The organism is Streptomyces sp. NPDC087906, from assembly GCF_055584925.1.
The window spans coordinates 239,749-254,969 of sequence record NZ_JBVJLC010000007.1; the positions used below are offsets into that span (position 1 = coordinate 239,749).

Annotated in this window: 14 protein-coding genes; 5 read left to right on the forward strand and 9 right to left on the reverse strand. The window is 71.6% G+C overall.

Annotation, left to right across the window (positions count from 1 at the left end; genetic code table 11):
• Nucleotides 1-53: 53 nt before the first annotated feature.
• The 3 genes from ACZ63I_RS22330 to ACZ63I_RS22340 form a co-directional block, all read right to left on the reverse strand.
• Nucleotides 54-455: an SCO4983 family protein gene (locus tag ACZ63I_RS22330; protein WP_469340729.1), complete on the reverse strand. Its 402-nt coding sequence runs from the start codon at nt 453-455 to the stop codon at nt 54-56.
• 101 nt (nt 456-556) lie between these two features.
• Nucleotides 557-1,768 (reverse strand): pyridoxal phosphate-dependent aminotransferase, encoded by a 1,212-nt coding sequence (locus tag ACZ63I_RS22335; protein WP_469340730.1) that lies wholly within the window; start codon nt 1,766-1,768, stop codon nt 557-559.
• A gap of 83 nt (nt 1,769-1,851) precedes the next feature.
• Nucleotides 1,852-2,742: a polysaccharide deacetylase family protein gene (locus ACZ63I_RS22340; protein WP_469340882.1), complete on the reverse strand. Its 891-nt coding sequence runs from the start codon at nt 2,740-2,742 to the stop codon at nt 1,852-1,854.
• Nucleotides 2,743-3,018: 276 nt separating this feature from the next.
• On the opposite strand from ACZ63I_RS22340, the gene ACZ63I_RS22345 reads away from it, so the two are divergent.
• Nucleotides 3,019-4,632: a choice-of-anchor I family protein gene (locus tag ACZ63I_RS22345; RefSeq protein ID WP_469340731.1), complete on the forward strand. Its 1,614-nt coding sequence runs from the start codon at nt 3,019-3,021 to the stop codon at nt 4,630-4,632.
• A 67-nt stretch (nt 4,633-4,699) separates the two neighbouring features.
• Here ACZ63I_RS22345 and ACZ63I_RS22350 read toward each other — a convergent pair whose 3' ends face one another.
• Nucleotides 4,700-5,554, reverse strand: coding sequence for a helix-turn-helix domain-containing protein (locus ACZ63I_RS22350; RefSeq protein ID WP_469340732.1), 855 nt, complete (start codon nt 5,552-5,554; stop codon nt 4,700-4,702).
• A 139-nt stretch (nt 5,555-5,693) separates the two neighbouring features.
• Here ACZ63I_RS22350 and ACZ63I_RS22355 point away from each other — a divergent pair, with 139 nt between their 5' ends.
• Complete coding sequence (locus tag ACZ63I_RS22355) at nt 5,694-6,041, forward strand: DoxX family protein (protein ID WP_469340733.1); 348 nt, start codon at nt 5,694-5,696, stop codon at nt 6,039-6,041.
• A 22-nt stretch (nt 6,042-6,063) separates the two neighbouring features.
• Here ACZ63I_RS22355 and ACZ63I_RS22360 read toward each other — a convergent pair whose 3' ends face one another.
• Both ACZ63I_RS22360 and ACZ63I_RS22365 read right to left on the reverse strand, forming a co-directional pair.
• Nucleotides 6,064-7,683 (reverse strand): N-acyl-D-amino-acid deacylase family protein, encoded by a 1,620-nt coding sequence (locus ACZ63I_RS22360; protein ID WP_469340734.1) that lies wholly within the window; start codon nt 7,681-7,683, stop codon nt 6,064-6,066.
• Nucleotides 7,684-7,733: 50 nt separating this feature from the next.
• The gene (locus ACZ63I_RS22365; RefSeq protein ID WP_469340735.1) at nt 7,734-9,032 is read right to left on the reverse strand and encodes an alanine racemase; all 1,299 of its coding nucleotides are present in this window, start codon (nt 9,030-9,032) and stop codon (nt 7,734-7,736) included.
• Nucleotides 9,033-9,214: 182 nt separating this feature from the next.
• On the opposite strand from ACZ63I_RS22365, the gene ACZ63I_RS22370 reads away from it, so the two are divergent.
• The 3 genes from ACZ63I_RS22370 to ACZ63I_RS22380 are packed head-to-tail and all read left to right on the forward strand — an operon-like array spanning nt 9,215 to nt 11,456.
• Nucleotides 9,215-10,264 carry a sugar kinase gene (locus ACZ63I_RS22370; protein WP_469340736.1) on the forward strand — a complete coding sequence of 350 codons (1,050 nt, stop codon included), beginning with the start codon at nt 9,215-9,217 and terminating at the stop codon, nt 10,262-10,264.
• Nucleotides 10,261-11,022, forward strand: coding sequence for an IclR family transcriptional regulator (locus ACZ63I_RS22375; RefSeq protein WP_469340737.1), 762 nt, complete (start codon nt 10,261-10,263; stop codon nt 11,020-11,022). The genes ACZ63I_RS22370 and ACZ63I_RS22375 overlap by 4 nt, the downstream gene beginning before the upstream one ends.
• Entirely contained in the window at nt 11,019-11,456 is a 438-nt protein-coding gene (locus ACZ63I_RS22380; protein WP_469340738.1) for a RidA family protein, read from the forward strand. The genes ACZ63I_RS22375 and ACZ63I_RS22380 overlap by 4 nt, the downstream gene beginning before the upstream one ends.
• Nucleotides 11,457-11,555: 99 nt before the next feature.
• Here the strand turns inward: ACZ63I_RS22380 and ACZ63I_RS22385 are convergent, their stop codons facing one another.
• The 3 genes from ACZ63I_RS22385 to ACZ63I_RS22395 all read right to left on the reverse strand — a co-directional run bounded on the left by ACZ63I_RS22385 (nt 11,556) and on the right by ACZ63I_RS22395 (nt 15,147).
• Entirely contained in the window at nt 11,556-12,545 is a 990-nt protein-coding gene (locus tag ACZ63I_RS22385) for a chitinase (protein WP_469340883.1), read from the reverse strand.
• Between the two features lie 289 nt (nt 12,546-12,834).
• On the reverse strand, nt 12,835-14,571 hold the full coding sequence (locus tag ACZ63I_RS22390) for a chitinase (RefSeq protein WP_469340739.1): 1,737 nt from the start codon (nt 14,569-14,571) through the stop codon (nt 12,835-12,837).
• Between the two features lie 156 nt (nt 14,572-14,727).
• Nucleotides 14,728-15,147 carry a hypothetical protein gene (locus ACZ63I_RS22395; protein ID WP_469340740.1) on the reverse strand — a complete coding sequence of 140 codons (420 nt, stop codon included), beginning with the start codon at nt 15,145-15,147 and terminating at the stop codon, nt 14,728-14,730.
• Nucleotides 15,148-15,221: the final 74 nt, after the last annotated feature.

Sequence of the window (15,221 nt, forward strand, 5' to 3'; positions counted from 1 at the left end):
CGGGTGTACGGAAGGTGAAGGAGCCATCCCGGTCCGGAACCGGAGCGGAACATTCAGTGAGCGCCGACGAGCGGCTGCGCGCCGCTGTGCAGCGCCGCCGTGTGCGCGTCCATCCGCCGGGCGGCGAGTATCGCGGCGGCCGTGTCGGCGCGTGAGGCGGCGACCACGAGCGCCCGGCCCGCCACGGCGAGCGCGCGCCGGTGCAGCGCGGCCGGGTCGGCGGGCCGCGTGTCCGCTCCGGGCTGCCGGAGCGGGGCCGATCCGCGCAGCCGGGTGAGCTGCCGGACCAAGGCCTCGGCGGCCTCGCCGTCGCCCAGCTCGTCGGTGAGCGCGAGCAGCGCGGACAGGTGTCCGGCGAGCTGGATGTCCAGCTCCTCCTCGCGGCTGCGGTGGGGGAAGTCGGCGTCGGTGGCGGCAGGCGAGTGGACCGACTTGGTACGGATGGGCTCGTACATGGGATGGCCTCCTGGCAGGGTCAGGAGACCATCCTACATTGGAATCAGTCTAAAGTTAGTGGGAACTCAAGAGGCCGCTCGGGGCCGCTCAAGGCGGCTGCTCACGGCTGGGAGTATCCGTCCAGGAACGTGCCGATCCGGGTCACCGCGTCGGCCAGCTCGGACGCCGCCGGCAGCGTCACGATCCGGAAGTGGTCCGGCTCCGGCCAGTTGAACCCCGTACCGTGCACGACCATGATCTTCTCCCGCCGCAGCAGGTCGAGGACCATCTCCCGGTCGTCCTTGATCTTGTAGACGGCCGGGTCGAGCCGGGGGAAGAGATACAGCGCGCCCTTGGGCTTCACGCAGGTCACGCCGGGGATCTGGGTGAGCAGGTCGTACGCGGTGTCCCGCTGCTCCAGGATCCGGCCACCCGGCCGCACCATGTCGTCGATCGTCTGCCGCCCGCCCAGCGCCGCCGCCACCGCGTGCTGCGACGGCATGTTGGCGCACAGCCGCATGTTGGCCAGGATCGTCAGCCCCTCGATGTACGACCCCGCGTGCGCCTTCGGGCCGCAGACCGCCATCCAGCCGGACCGGAAGCCCGCCACCCGGTAGTTCTTGGAGAGCCCGTTGAAGGTGAGGGTCAGCAGATCGGGCGCGAGCGCCGCCGTCGGGGTGTGGGTGGCGCCGTCGTACAGGATCCGGTCGTAGATCTCGTCCGAGCAGACGACCAGATTGTGCCGCCTGGCCACCTCGGTCAGCGCCAGCAGCATGGACTCGTCGTACACCGCGCCGGTCGGGTTGTTCGGATTGATGATCACGATCGCCTTGGTGCGGTCGGTGATCTTGCGCTCGATGTCGGCGAGGTCCGGCTGCCAGTCCGCCTGCTCGTCGCACCGGTAGTGCACCGCCGTACCGCCCGCGAGTGAGACGGACGCCGTCCACAGCGGGTAGTCGGGGGCGGGGACGAGCACCTCGTCGCCGTCGTCCAGCAGCGCCTGCATGGACATCTGGATCAGCTCGGAGACGCCGTTGCCGAGGTAGATGTCCTCGACGTCCAGCTCTATGCCCTTGGTCTGGTAGTGCTGCATCACGGCGCGGCGCGCGGACAGCAGACCCTTCGCGTCCCCGTAGCCGTGCGCGGCGCCGAGGTTGCGGAGCATGTCCTCAAGGATCTCGGGCGGGCACTCGAAGCCGAAGGCCGCGGGGTTGCCGGTGTTGAGCTTGAGGATGCGGTGGCCTGCTGCCTCCAGCCGCATCGCCTCGTCGAGGACCGGGCCCCGGATTTCGTAACAGACGTTGGCGAGCTTCGTCGACTGGATCACCTGCATGTCCGCCACCATACGACCTGGTGGCGCGGGAAACGCTCAGCGTGACGGGACTAACGGGGCGGGCCGGACGGGACAGACGCGGCCTAGCGGACCGGGAAGCTGAATCCGTAGCCGTGGTGGCGCAGCCAGGGCAGCAGCCGGCGCAGCGCCGCCACCGTCTGGGACCTGTCCCCGCCGCCGTCGTGGAACAGCAGCGTCGGCCCGTTGTCCAGCTCCTCCTTGACGGTGTGCTCGATGGCCCCGACGCCGGGCCGCTCGAAGTCCTGCGAGTCGACGTTCCAGCCGAGCGGGCGCATGCCGGCCGCCGCGGCGATCTGCCTGCTGTACGGGGTGAAGGCGCCGCCGGGGGCGCGGTAGTACTGCGGTGCCACGCCGCCCGACGCCCGCTCGATCTGCCGCTCGGCGGTCATGATCTGCCCGCTCTGGTAGGCGCGCGAGCGATGGTCCATCGCCGTGTTGTGCGACACGGTGTGGTCGCACAGCCGGTGCCCCTCGGCCACCACCCGCCGGACCAGATCGGGGTGCGCCTCGGCGGCCGGGCCGATCATGCAGAAGGTCGCCCTGACGCCGTTCTGCCGCAGGATCTTCAGGACCTGCGGCGTCCAGACCGGGTCGGGGCCGTCGTCGATCGTGACGTTGACCGCCTGGCCGCCGCGCTGCGCCGCGTGCGCGATGTCCATCGACACCACGGGACGGGACAGCGCCGGATCGGGGGACGAGGTCTCGGCGGGCAGCGGCGGCGGCGGCGGAGTCGTCGTCGTACGGCCGGGACCCGGGAGCGGGGTGTGCTTCTGCCGGACGCTGGTGGCTGCGGGGGAGCCGCCCTTCCCGTCGCTCGTACTGCCGCCGCCGTCGTTCCCCTTGCTCCTGGCCGCCTGTTCCGCCCCGCAACCGGCGAGCAGTACGGCGGTGGCCAGCGCGAGCACCGCAGCTCGGCCGCGTCCGCCCGACGACCGGTTGCCCGACGACCGGATGCCCGACGACCGGATGCCCGACGTTCGACTGCCCGACGTTCGAATGTCCCTGCGCGCCATGGTCCAAGCTCCCGCCTACGCTCCGTTGCGTCCGAGGAGGGAGACGAGCGAGCGGGCGCCGAGGATCCGGTCCACACAGGATGCTCATAAGTTCGTGTGACACCCCCGGTCAGGTGTTCCCATGCGGGCGTGTGCGTTTTTTGTTGAGGCAGAGTTCACCTGGGCGGCCCGGCCGGTTCACCCGGCGAGCGAGGCGTCGCACAACGCTGTGCGTCCATGAAGAAGCGCAGCACACTCCTCGCTCTGGCCACGGTCACCGTCATGGCCGCCACCACCGCACTGCTGCCGTCCGCGCAGGCGTCCGACGCCCACCACGGCGGCCGGGACCAGCTCAAGATCACCCTGCTCGGCCGCTATGCGAGCGGCGCCTTCGACGAGGGCGCGGCGGAGATCACGGCGTACGACGCCCGCACCCGCCGGGTCTTCACCGTCAACGCCCAGGCGGGGACCGTCGACATCCTCGACATCCGCGACCCCGCGCACCCCCGCAGGACGGGGCAGCTCGCCACCCCGGGAGCCAACAGCGTCAGCGTCCACGACGGGCTGATCGCCGTGGCCCAGCAGGCGGCGGACAAGACCGACCGCGGCACGGTCGCGTTCTTCCGCGCCACCGACGGCCGCAAGCTCAAGCAGGTCACCGTCGGCTCGCTGCCCGACATGCTCACCTTCACCCCGAAGGGCGACCGGGTCGTCGTCGCCAACGAGGGCGAGCCCGACTCGTACTGCGCCCCCGGCGGCACCGAGCCGGCCGGCACCGACCCGGCGGGCTCCGTCAGCGTCATCGACCTGAACAGGACCCGCGACGGCGGGCTGCGCGACGTGCGCGTGCGCACCGCGGGATTCGAGCGGTGGAACAAGAAGAAGGCCGAGCTGACCCGGGCCGGTGTGCGGATCTACGGTCCGAACGCCAGCGTCAGCCAGGACATCGAGCCCGAGTACGCGGCGGTCTCCAAGGACGGCCGCAGCGCCTGGGTCACCCTCCAGGAGAACAACGCCCTCGCGCTCGTGGACCTGCGCAGCGCCGAGGTCGAGAAGATCGTGCCGCTGGGGGAGAAGGACCACTCCCAGCGCGGCAACGGCCTGGACGCCTCCGACAAGGACGGCGTCAACATCCGCACCTGGCCGGTGAAGGGCCTCTACGAGCCCGACGGGATCCACAGCTTCTCGGCGCGCGGCGGCGAGTACACCGTCAGTGCCAACGAAGGCGACGCGCGCGACTGGGACTGCTTCTCCGAAGAGGTCCGGATCAAGGACGTCGAGCTGAGCCCGAAGGTCTTCCCGGACGCCGAGGCCCTGCAGCAGGACGACGCGATCGGCCGGCTCAACATCAGCTCGACCTCCCCCGTCGACAGCGAGGGCCGGGTGACCGAACTCCGGTCGCTGGGCGGCCGGTCCATCTCCGTACGGGACGACAGGGGCCGGCTCGTCTGGGACTCCGGTGACGACCTGGAGCAGTTGACGGCCAAGGCGTACCCGGACGACTTCAACACCGACAACGCGGAGAACGACCCCGACAGCCGCAGCGACAGCAAGGGCCCCGAGCCCGAGGGCATCACCACCGGCGAGGTGCGCGGCACCACGTACGCCTTCGTCGGCCTGGAGCGGATCGGCGGGATCGCCGCGTACGACCTCGGCGACCCGCGCCACCCGAAGGCCGCCGGCTACGTCAACTCCCGTGACTTCGCGGGCGATCCGGAGGCCGGCACGGCGGGCGACCTGGGCCCGGAGGGCGTGCTCTTCGTCGCGGCGAAGGACAGCCCGGTCCATGTGCCGCTGCTGGTGGCCGGCAACGAGATCAGCGGTACGACGTCGATCTACCGGATCGGCTGAGCCGCCTCGCACGGTCGGCGGGCGGGGTCAACGGGGGGCTCTGCGGGTGGGGTTCAGTCGGTGGGGTTCAGCCGGCCACGGCGCGCAGCGCGCCGGGCCGGCGGCCCGTCAGCTCGTCGAGCGCCGCGCTCGTCGCGTCGTCGGCGGGGAGCTGGACCACCAGGCGCTGGGTGTCGGCGAGTTCCAGCGTCTCCTGGACGAGGCGCAGTTCACCGGCGCCGGGGTGCACCAGCCGCCGCACCCCGGCGCGTTCCGGTGTCCGCTGCGGGCTGTTCCACCGGTCGGTGAAGGCGGCGCCCGCGAGCAGGGTCAACTCCTCGACCAGATGCAGCAGATGGGGATCGTCCGGCACGGAGTCGTTCTTCAGCCGGACGATCACGTCGTCGCAGACCCGCTCCCACTCCGGGTGGGCCGCGCGCGCCCGGGGATCGGTCAGCAGGAAGCGCGGCAGGCACGGGGCCGGCGGATCCAGCAGGCCGAGCGGCCCGTAGAGGCGCGCGTAGCCCTCGGTGCGGCCGATGACCTCGCTCAGCCGGTTGAGCAGCACGGCGGGCGTCGGCTCCAGGCGGTCCAGCAGGGCGCGCAGCGTGGGCCGTACGGTCCGCTCCGGCGGCTGGTAGGCGCCGGGACAGAGCTTGAGCGTGCCGTTGGTCGCCTTCAGGACGTGCAGCAGCTCGACGCGCGCCTCCGTGTCGAGGAGCAGGGCCTCGGCGAGCGCGGACAGCACCTGCGGTGAGGGGTTGTTGTCCCTGCCCTGTTCCAGCCGGGCCAGATACTCGACGCTGATCCCGGCGAGCATGGCCAGCTCGGAGCGGCGCAGCCCCGGCGTGCGGCGCCTGCTGCCGGCGGGGAGACCCACGTCGGCGGGGGTCACGGCCTCGCGGTGCGCGCGCAGGAAGTGCCCCAGTTCGGTTTCGCTCACCCACCCACGGTACCGGCGTGTCGTCGCGCGTGGCCCGCTCAGCGTCGCCCTGCCAGTACCCGTCTCGGCGCGGTGTTCCTCCCGCCGGCGGTCAGGTGCATGCTGAGCCGGTTCTCGTCCGTCCCCCGAGAGGTTTCCCGTGTTCATCGCCTACGCCGTCGTCGGTCTGCTCCTCGCCGTCGCGCTCGCAGGGTCCGCCTTCGCGACGTTCACCCGGCAGGAGACCGTCGTCACCTCGATGAAGTCGGTCGGTGTGCCCGACAGTTGGCTGCCCCGGCTCGCCGCGCTGAAGGCGGCGGGCGCCGTCGGGCTCGTCGCCGGGCTGTGGGTGCCGTACCTCGGCGTCGCCGCCGCGGTCGGCGTCGCGCTGTACTTCATCGGCGCGCTGATCTTCCACGTACGGGCCAAGGCGTACGCGATGGCGCCCGCCGCCCTCTTTGTCGTCCTCGCCGTGGTGGCGCTCGTCCTGCGGCTCGCCTCCCGCTGAGTCGCACCTTCGCTGAAGCGGTTCAGGGCGTCCTGCGTACCGACCTGCCCGCCAGGACGTCCGTCCGGCGGGCGCCGTCGATCACGAACCGGCCGTCGATCAGTACGTACGGGATCCCGGCCGGCAAGGTGCGCGGCGCGGCGAAGGTGGCGCCGGCGGCGACCGTCTCCGGGTCGAAGAGGACCAGATCGGCGCGGTACCCCTCGCGTACGAGACCGCGGTCCGGCAGCCGCAGCCGGGCCGCCGGGCGTCCGGTCAGGTGGGCCACGCACTCCTCCAGCGTGAGCACGCCCAACTCGCGTACGTAGTGGCCCAGATACCGGGGGAACGTGCCGTAGGCGCGCGGGTGCGGCTTGTCGCCCTGGAGGATGCCGTCGCTGCCGCCGGTGTGCACGCGGTGGCGCATGATCCGCCGGACGTTCTCCTCGTGGCCGACGTGCTGGAGGATCGTGGAGCCGAGGCCGTCCTCGATCAGCAGCCTGCGCGCCGTGGCCCACGGCTCCTCACCGGCGAGCGCCGCCGACTCCGCGACCGTCCTGCCCACCAGCGCGCCAGGACCGGCCGCCGATACGCCCGAGATCTCGATGGTGTCCCACTCGATCGGCACGCCGTGGCAGCCGTCCGAACCCGTCACCTCAAGGGCGTACCTGATCCGCTCCGCCTCGGCCGGGTCCCTGAGGCGGGCGAGCGTCGCGTCGGGGCCGCCCTCGCTCGCCCAGCTCGGCAGCATCGCGACGAGCGTGGTGGCGCCCGGCGTGTACGGATAGGTGTCGAGGGAGATGTCGGCGCCCGCTTCGAGCGCGCGGTCCAGCAGGGCCAGCAGCTCGGGTGCCCGGCCCTCGTTCTCGGCGAAGTTCATGGTGGCGTGGGCGAGATGGAGGGCGCAGCCCGCCGTACGGCTGAGGGTCACCATCTCCTCGTACGCCTGGAGGGCGCCCGCGCCGTACGAGCGGTGGTGCGGGCAGTAGTAGCCGCCGTACCGCGCCACCACCCGGCACAGCTCGGTGAGTTCGGCGTCGTCCGCGTACATGCCGGGGGTGTAGGTCAGCCCGGACGACATGCCGACGGCGCCCTGTTCCAGTCCCTCCGCGACGAGTTGGCGCATCCGCGCCAGCTCGGCGCCGCTCGCCGGGCGGTCCTCCCAGCCGACGGCGAGCATCCGTACCGTGCCCTGCGGGACGAGGTACGCGGCGTTGACGGCGATGCCCTGCCCGTCGAAGCCGCGGTCGAGCCGGTCCAAGTACTCGCCGACCGTGCGCCAGTCGAAGTCGACGGACGCGTCGCCGGGGCCGCCGCCGTTCCACCCCGCGACGGCCCTGCGCACCTCGGCCAGGGCGGGGTCGTCCACGGGCGCGTACGACAGCCCGTCCTGGCCGATGACTTCGAGGGTCACGCCCTGCGCGGCCTTCGCCGAGTGGTCGGGATCGCGGAGCAGTGCCAGGTCGCTGTGCGCGTGCATGTCGATGAAGCCGGGCGCGAGGACCAGGCCCGCCGCCTCCACCACCCGGGCGCCGGACAGCCGAGGGCCTTCGCCCTCCCGCAGGATGCGGCTGATCCGTCCTTCCGTGACGCCGACGTCGGCGCGGTACGACGCGCCGACCGTGCCGTCGGCGACGCGGGCGTCACGCAGGACGAGATCCATGGTGCGGGGGGCCTTTCGACAGGTGCGCGGGCGCTCGGCGACGCGGGCGCTCAGAAATACGTACGGACGAGGTCGGTGACCGTGCCGTCCGCCTCGACCAGCGGGATGAGCTGCCACTTGTCGAACGACGTGCACGGGTGCGAGAGCCCCATCCCCACCCAGTCTCCGACCTCCAGGACGGCGTCGGGCGAGGTGGTCAGCCAGCCGTGCTGGTCCGACAGCTTCTCGACGGCGATTCCGGCCGCAGGGCGGACGGCGCCGGTGCGGGCGTCCCGTACGACCTGCGCCTCGGGCAGGTCGAGGTCGTAGGCCGCGTCCCGCTTGCCCGCGTTGACGAACGCCTGCCCCGCCGAAGGCCGGGAGACGACCTGGGCCCACAGCCGGAACGCCGGCTGGAGCGCGCCCTCCTCCGGGACCCGGTTGAAGGGGGTGATCTCGCGGTAGTGGCCGTCGTCGTGCGAGATGTACGCGCCCGAGCGCAGCAGCTTCAGGACCGGCAGCGACAGCCCGGGGATCCCGGCGAAGACATCGGCCACCGCGTCGAACCAGGCGCTGCCGCCCGCGCTGACCACGATCTCCTCGGCGCCGTCGAACCGGCCGGCGCGGTCGAAGTCGGCGGCGAGCGCGGTCAGTCGGCGCAGCCAGTCGCGTACGGTCCCGTCGGCCGCGCCCGGCACCTCGCCCTCGTACCCGGCGACGCCGGTCAGCCGCAGGGTGCGGGTGGCGGCCACGGCGTCGGCGATTGCGGCGCAGTCGGCCTCGGTACGCGCACCCGTACGCGCGCCCTCGCCCGCCGCCAGCTCGACCACGACCTCGACGGGGCGGGTCGCGCCCGCCGCGCGCAGGGCCTCGTCCATCAGCTCGACACCGCGTACGGAATCGACGTAGCAGAGGAACCGGAAGCCGGGGTCGCGGTCCAGTTCGGCGGCGATCCAGCGCAGCGCCGCCGCGTCGACGACCTCGTTGGCGAGGAAGATCCGGGCGATGCCGAAGGCGCGGTAGACCCGTACCTGGTGCGGGACCGCTGCCGTGATGCCCCAGGCGCCGTGCGCGAGCTGCCGCTCGAAGAGCTGGGGCGACATCGACGTCTTGCCGTGCGGGGCGAAGGCCAGGCCGTGCCGCTCGGCGTAGCTCTCCAGCAGCAGCAGATTGTGCTCGACCGACTCGGCGGACAGGGCCAGTACGGGGGTGGTGAAGCCGCCGGTGAACAGCGAGCGCCGCTCGGCCGCCAGCGCGCCCACGGTCAGACCCTCGGCGTCCGGCGGGAGGCCCTTGAAGCGGTGGTCGACGGGCTCGTCACGCAACTGTGCCAGTCCTGACAGCGGTTGTGCCGGCCGCTCGGCGGTCATGAAGCCTCCCGATCCCCGGCGTTGCAACATATGCAACGCCCATTGCGTATGACGCTCAAGATTGTCTAACATCCGAGCCGACGCCGGGTCAATGCCGGCGGCTCGACACGGATCCAACGGATCGCAGCGGATCACGACGGATCACGACGGATCACGACGGATCACAGCGGAGGAGCGTCAGAGTGACCGGAACGGCAGGAGCCGATGTCGTCTGCCTCGGTGAGTCCATGGTCACCTTCGTGCCCTCGCGCCCCGGCCGGCTGGCCGACGTCCCGTCCTTCGCCCGGACCATAGGCGGCGCGGAGTCCAATGTCGCCTGTGCCCTGGCCGCCGCGGGGCACTCCGTGAGCTGGGTCAGCCGGGTCGGCGCCGACGGGTTCGGTGACCACCTCGTGGCCGCCATCGCCGCGTACGGCGTCGACACCACCGGGGTGCACCGCGACCGGGACCGGCCCACCGGCATCTACTTCCGCACGGCGGGCGACCGCGCCACCGACACCCATGAGGTCCTCTACTACCGGGCGGGCTCGGCCGCTTCGGCGATGTCCCCGGCCAACACGCCGCTCGAAGGGCTGTGGTCGGGGCGGGTGCTGCATGTCTCCGGCATCACGGCGGCCCTGTCGCCCGACTGCCTCGCCCTGATGCGCGAGATCACCACCAGGCGGCCGGGGCGCCCGCTGGTCTCCTTCGACGTCAACCACCGGCCTGGGCTGTGGCGCGACGCGTCCGGCGCCCGCGACGCCACCGGGGCGCGCGTACTGCTGGAGTTGGCGCGCGGCGCCGACCTGGTCTTCGTCGGCGAGGACGAGGCGGCCGAGGCGTGGGACCTGCACGGCGGGGACGCGATCCGCGCGGCGCTGCCGGAACCGGCCACCGTCGTCGTCAAGCGCGGCAGCGCGGGGGCCACGGTCCACCACGCGCAGGGCCCGGGGGCCGCCGACACCGTCACGTCCGTGCCCGCGCTGCGGGTCGACGTCGTCGCGCCGGTCGGTGCCGGTGACGCGTTCGCCGCCGGATTCCTCTCGGCGACCCTGCGCGGCCTGCCGATGGCCGCACGGCTGCGGCACGGCCATCTCACGGCCGCCGCCACCCTCACCGTAGCCGCCGACCTGGCCGCCCCGCCGGGCCGCGCACACGCCGACCGGCTGGCCGCCCTCGACGACACGGCATGGGGCACACTGCGTCTGGGCCCCGGCTGGACGGCGGCCACTGAGGAGGTGGCCACGCCATGAGCCAGACGGTCGACCGGGCGCTGAGCATCCTGCCGCTGCTCGCCCAGGGACCCGCCGACCTCGGCCAGGTCGCCGAGAAGCTGGACGTCCACAAGTCCACCGCGCTGCGGCTGCTGCGTACCCTCCACGAACACGGCCTGGTCTACCGCCAGCAGGACCAGCGCTACCGGCTCGGCGCCCGGCTGTTCGCGCTCGCGCAGGAGGCCGTCGAGAACCTCGACATCCGCGAGATCGCCCACCCCCATCTCGTCGCGCTCAACGAGCAGTGCGGCCACACCGTCCATCTCGCGGTCCACGAGGACGGCGAAGTCCTCTACATCGACAAGGTCGAGAGCCGCTACCCGGTGCGGATGTACTCCCGTATCGGCAAGCCCGTGGCGCTCACCGTCGCCGCCGTCGCCAAGCTGCTGCTCGCCGACCTCCCGGAGCCCGAGCGCAGGGCGCTCGCGCAGCGGCTCGACTACCCCATGTACACAGCCCGTTCGACCCCCGACGCCGCCGCGTTCCTCGACGAGCTGGCGACCGTCAGGGCACAGGGCTGGGCCACCGACCTCGGTGGCCACGAGGAGTCCATCAACTGCGTCGGCGCGCCCGTCCGGGGGACGGAGGGCCGCGTCGTCGCCGCCATGTCGGTCTCGGCGCCCAATGTCGTCGTCACGGCCGACGAACTCCTCTCCCTGCTCCCGTTGGTGCGCCGCACCGCCGAAGCGATCAGCGGGGAGTACTCCGGCAACACCCCTACCAAGGAAGCTTCATGAGCGAGTCCGCACAGACCACAGGCAGCACTCCGAAGACGGCGCTGACCCCGTCGACCCACACGGCCCCGCCGGCGAAGTTCTCGCACGGCGTCCGCAAGGGCAACATCCTCCAGGTCGCGGGGCAGGTCGGCTTCCTGCCCGCCGTGGCGGGGCAGCCGCCGACGCCGGCCGGACCCTCGCTGCGCGAGCAGACCCTCCAGACCCTCGCCAACGTCAAGGCCATCCTGGAGGAGGGCGGGGCGAGTTGGGACGACGTGATGATGATGCGCGTCTACCTCACGGACACCGGCCACTTCGCCGAGCTGAACGAGATCTACAACGCGTACTTCGAGGAGCAGCGCCTCCAGGCGCCGCCCGCGGCGCGCACCACGGTCTATGTGGGGCTGCCCAAGGGCCTGCTCATCGAGATCGACGCGCTGGCCGTACTGGGCTGATACGCGCGACAGCGCCGCCGGGTGGGATTCGGCGGCGCTGCCGGCCCTGTGGGGGGCCTTGGGGTGGTGCTGTTCCTGCGGGCTGAGCTACCGGCCCTGCTACAGGCCGTGCACGTGGGCGCCGACCGAGTCGGACCAGGCGTTGCCGGCCGAGGCGTCCCAGTTGGTCGACCAGGTCATCGCGCCGCGCAGCCCGGGATAGGTCGTGGACGGCTTGAACGAACCGCAGTTGGTGCCCTTGGTCAGGCAGTCCAGCGCGGCGTTGACCACGGACGGCTCCACATAGCCGCTGCCCGCGCCGCTCGGCGACGCGGGGACGCCGATGCCGACCTGGGACGGGTCGAGGCCGCCTTCGAGCTGGATGCAGGCGAGCGCGGTGAGGAAGTCCACCGAGCCCTGGGAATAGACGTTGCCGTCGCAGCCGAGCATCGAACCGCTGTTGTAGTACTGCATGTTCACGACGGTGAGGATGTCCTTCACGGCCAGCGCCGTCTTGAAGTACTCGCCGGATGTCGACTGCATGTCGATCGTCTGCGGCGCCATCGTCAGCACGAAGCCCGAACCGGCCTTCGCGGCGACGGACTCCAGCGCCTGCGTCATATAGGTGGAGTTGAGGCCGTTCTCCAGATCGATGTCGACGCCGTCGAAGCCGTACTCCTGCATCAGCCCGTAGACCGAGTTGGCGAACGCGTCGGCCGAGGCCGCGTCGTTGACGGAGACGGTGCCCGTCTCGCCGCCGATGGAGATGACCACGGACTTGCCGGCTGCCTGCTTCGCCGCGACGTCCGCCTTGAACTGGTCGACGCTGTAGCCGCCGAGGCCCGCCGAGTCGAGGGTGAAGGTGACCTCGCCGGGGTTGCCGGTCGCTTCGGCGAAGGCCACGGCGATGATGTCGTACTGGTCCTGGACGTCGGCCAGGGTCTGTACGGCCGCGCCGTTGTTGAAGTTCTGCCAGTAGCCGGTGACGGCGTGGGCGGGAACCGCGGCCGCCGAGGCTTGCGTCGTGGCGGCTTTCGATGCGGCTTTGGTGGCGGCGGGGGCGCTGGGGGACGCCTGGGCCGCCGGCAGCGCGAACGCGGCTGCGGCGATGACGCCGACGGTCGCGGCGAGCGCCGTGCGGAGACGAGGGCCGTGGGAAGGGCGAGTACCGCGTGAACGTTCTGTCCGGTGCACTGCATGGCCTCCGTGGGGGGAGAGTCTTGCGGGGATACGGAACGGTGGCCACCGCTGTGACACCAAGTTGGTCCAGACCATTGCCCTTGTCAAGACCTCGCGCAGTGGCGCCGCCGGGGGAGCGGCGGCGCCACCATCGGGATTCATCGGGGATTCGTCCGCGAATCAGCCGCGATTCAGTCGCGAATCATCCGCCGAACTCGGGCTACGGCAGGCTGTGGACGTGCGGTCCGACCGCGTTGGACCAGGCGTTGCCGGCCGTCGCGTCCCAGTTGGTCGACCAGGTCATCGCGCCGCGCAGACCGGGGTAGGTCGTGGACGGCTTGAACGAACCGCAGTTGGTGCCCTTGGCCAGGCAGTCGAGGGCGTTGTTGACGACGGAGGGGGCGACGTAACCGCTGCCCGCGCCGCGCGTGGAGGCGGGGACGCCGATGCCGACCTGGGACGGGGCGAGCCCGCCCTGGAGCTGGATGCAGGCGAGCGCGGTGATGAAGTCCACCGAGCCCTGGGAGTAAACCTTGCCGTCGCAGCCGAGCATCGAACCGCTGTTGTAGTACTGCATGTTGACGACGGTCAGGATGTCCTTCACGGCCAGCGCGGTCTTGAAGTACTCACCGGACGTCGACTGCATGTCGATCGTCTGCGGCGCCATCGTCAGGACCAGGCTCGGGCCCGCCTTCGCGGAGAGCTGGCGCAGCGCCTTCGTCATGTAGGTGGAGTTGAGGCCGTTCTCCAGGTCGATGTCGATTCCGCTGAAGCCGTACTCCTGCATGAGGGAGTACGCGCTGTTGGCGAACGCGGTCGCCGAGGCGTCGTTGCTGACGCTGACGCTGCCCGTCTCGCCGCCGACGGAGAGGATGACCGACTTGCCCGCCGCCTTCTTCGCCGCGATGTCCGCCTTGAAGTCGGCCGCCGAGGCGTAACCGACCGCCGGGTCGAGGCTGAAGGCGAGCTGGCCCTGGGTGGCCGTCGCGTTGGCGAAGGACACGGCGATGATGTCGTACTGCGACGGCACGTCCCTGATCTTCTGGACCGTGGCGCCGTTGTTGAAGTTCTGCCAGTAGCCGGTCACCGCGTGCTTGGGCACGGACGGGTTGCCCGGGTTGCCCGGATCGGTGCCGCCCGCCGAGGTCTTGCCGGAGACGGCGGTCGACTTGGCCGACTCACCAGCGGAGTTGGTCGCGCTCACCTGGAACTGGTACGAGGTGTTCGCGGCCAGACCCGTCACGGTGGCCGAAGTGCCGTTCGACGACTGGACCTTGGCCCCCGCGTTGTAGATGTTGTAGCCCGTCGCGCCGGACACCGCGCCCCAGTTGAGCGTGACCGAGGAGGACGTCACGGATCCGACGGAGAGGCCGCCGGGCGTCGCGGGCACCTGCGGGCCGGGGTCGGTGCCACCGCCGCCGTCGGGACCGACCAGGGTCAGATCGTCGGCGTAGTAGGCGGGCTGGCCGTACCAGCCGTTGGTGTAGACGCTGACGGACCGGGTCGACGCACCGGTGGTGAACCGGGTCGAGAGCTGCTGCCAGCCGGAGGTGCCGGGGGTCCAGGTCGACACGTCGGTGGTGCCGGTGCCGGAGGCGCCGAGGTAGACGTAACTGCCCTGCACCCAGGCGCTGAGCGTGTACGTGGAGTTGGGCTGGACGGCGACGCTCTGCGAGCACTTCGCGTTGTCGAGCCCGCTGGGGGTGCCCCGGAGGGCGGCGGCGCCCGCGTGGACGGGGGAGCCGACGGTGGCCCCGCTCCCGGCCGAACAGGTCCAGTTGGACAGCCCGGACTCGTAACCGCCGTTCTTGGCGACGTTGATGTCGGCGGCCTGCGCCGTGCCGGTGAGTCCTGTGATGGTCAGCGCGGCGGCGGACAGCGCCGCGACGGCGCCGCCGATCCACTTGCGGCCGGCCCAGTTCCTCAGATGTCTTCGGTGTGCGCGTGCACGTTCCACTTGATGCCTCCGCTGGCGTCGGGGGGAGGGAGGTACGGAAAAGCGGGAACGGTGGCCACCGTTGGGCGTAAAACTGGTCCAGACCAATAAACTTGTCAAGACCCCCGGCGCCGGAGCCCGATCCCGCTTGAGCGGGTCGCCCGACCTGGCGGGCCGTCAGCCCTCGCGCAGTTGGTCGACGGCGTACCCCGCCACACACCCCACGACCAGCACGGCCGCCGACATCAGCCAGTCCTCCAGGGCGAGTTGCGGCGCGTTGAACAGCAGGTAACCGCACTGCGCGACGAGCGGCACCGCGCAGACGGCGAGCAGATGCTGGGACGTCACGTAGCGGTACGGCTCGCGGTGCAGGCGTCCGGCGGGCCAGGCGGCCAGCGCGACGCCCAGCGCCGTCGGCAGATGGAACAGCAGCAGCCGGCCGGTGAACGTCTGCGGTCCGCCGTCCGTTTCCGGCCAGCCGTGCACCAGCGCGCTCCGCGCGTACCCGGCGAAGAAGACGACGACCCCGGCTGCCACCCACGCCGGTAAGAGGGCGAGGAACGCGGCCCCGCGGCGCTCGTAGCCGTACTCCGTCATCCCCAGTGCCTCCCGGCTCCAGTCCTCGTTCCCGTCCCGGCTCCGGCGTGATCATCCCGGCGAGTGGGAGCGTA

Coding starts and splice junctions, on each gene's coding strand:
- ACZ63I_RS22330 (WP_469340729.1), bottom strand. CDS start 455: ATGTACGAGCCCATCCGTACCAAGTCGGTCCACTCGCCTGCCGCCACC.
- ACZ63I_RS22335 (WP_469340730.1), bottom strand. CDS start 1,768: ATGCAGGTGATCCAGTCGACGAAGCTCGCCAACGTCTGTTACGAAATC.
- ACZ63I_RS22345 (WP_469340731.1), top strand. CDS start 3,019: ATGAAGAAGCGCAGCACACTCCTCGCTCTGGCCACGGTCACCGTCATG.
- ACZ63I_RS22360 (WP_469340734.1), bottom strand. CDS start 7,683: ATGGATCTCGTCCTGCGTGACGCCCGCGTCGCCGACGGCACGGTCGGC.
- ACZ63I_RS22365 (WP_469340735.1), bottom strand. CDS start 9,032: ATGACCGCCGAGCGGCCGGCACAACCGCTGTCAGGACTGGCACAGTTG.
- ACZ63I_RS22375 (WP_469340737.1), top strand. CDS start 10,261: ATGAGCCAGACGGTCGACCGGGCGCTGAGCATCCTGCCGCTGCTCGCC.
- ACZ63I_RS22380 (WP_469340738.1), top strand. CDS start 11,019: ATGAGCGAGTCCGCACAGACCACAGGCAGCACTCCGAAGACGGCGCTG.
- ACZ63I_RS22395 (WP_469340740.1), bottom strand. CDS start 15,147: ATGACGGAGTACGGCTACGAGCGCCGCGGGGCCGCGTTCCTCGCCCTC.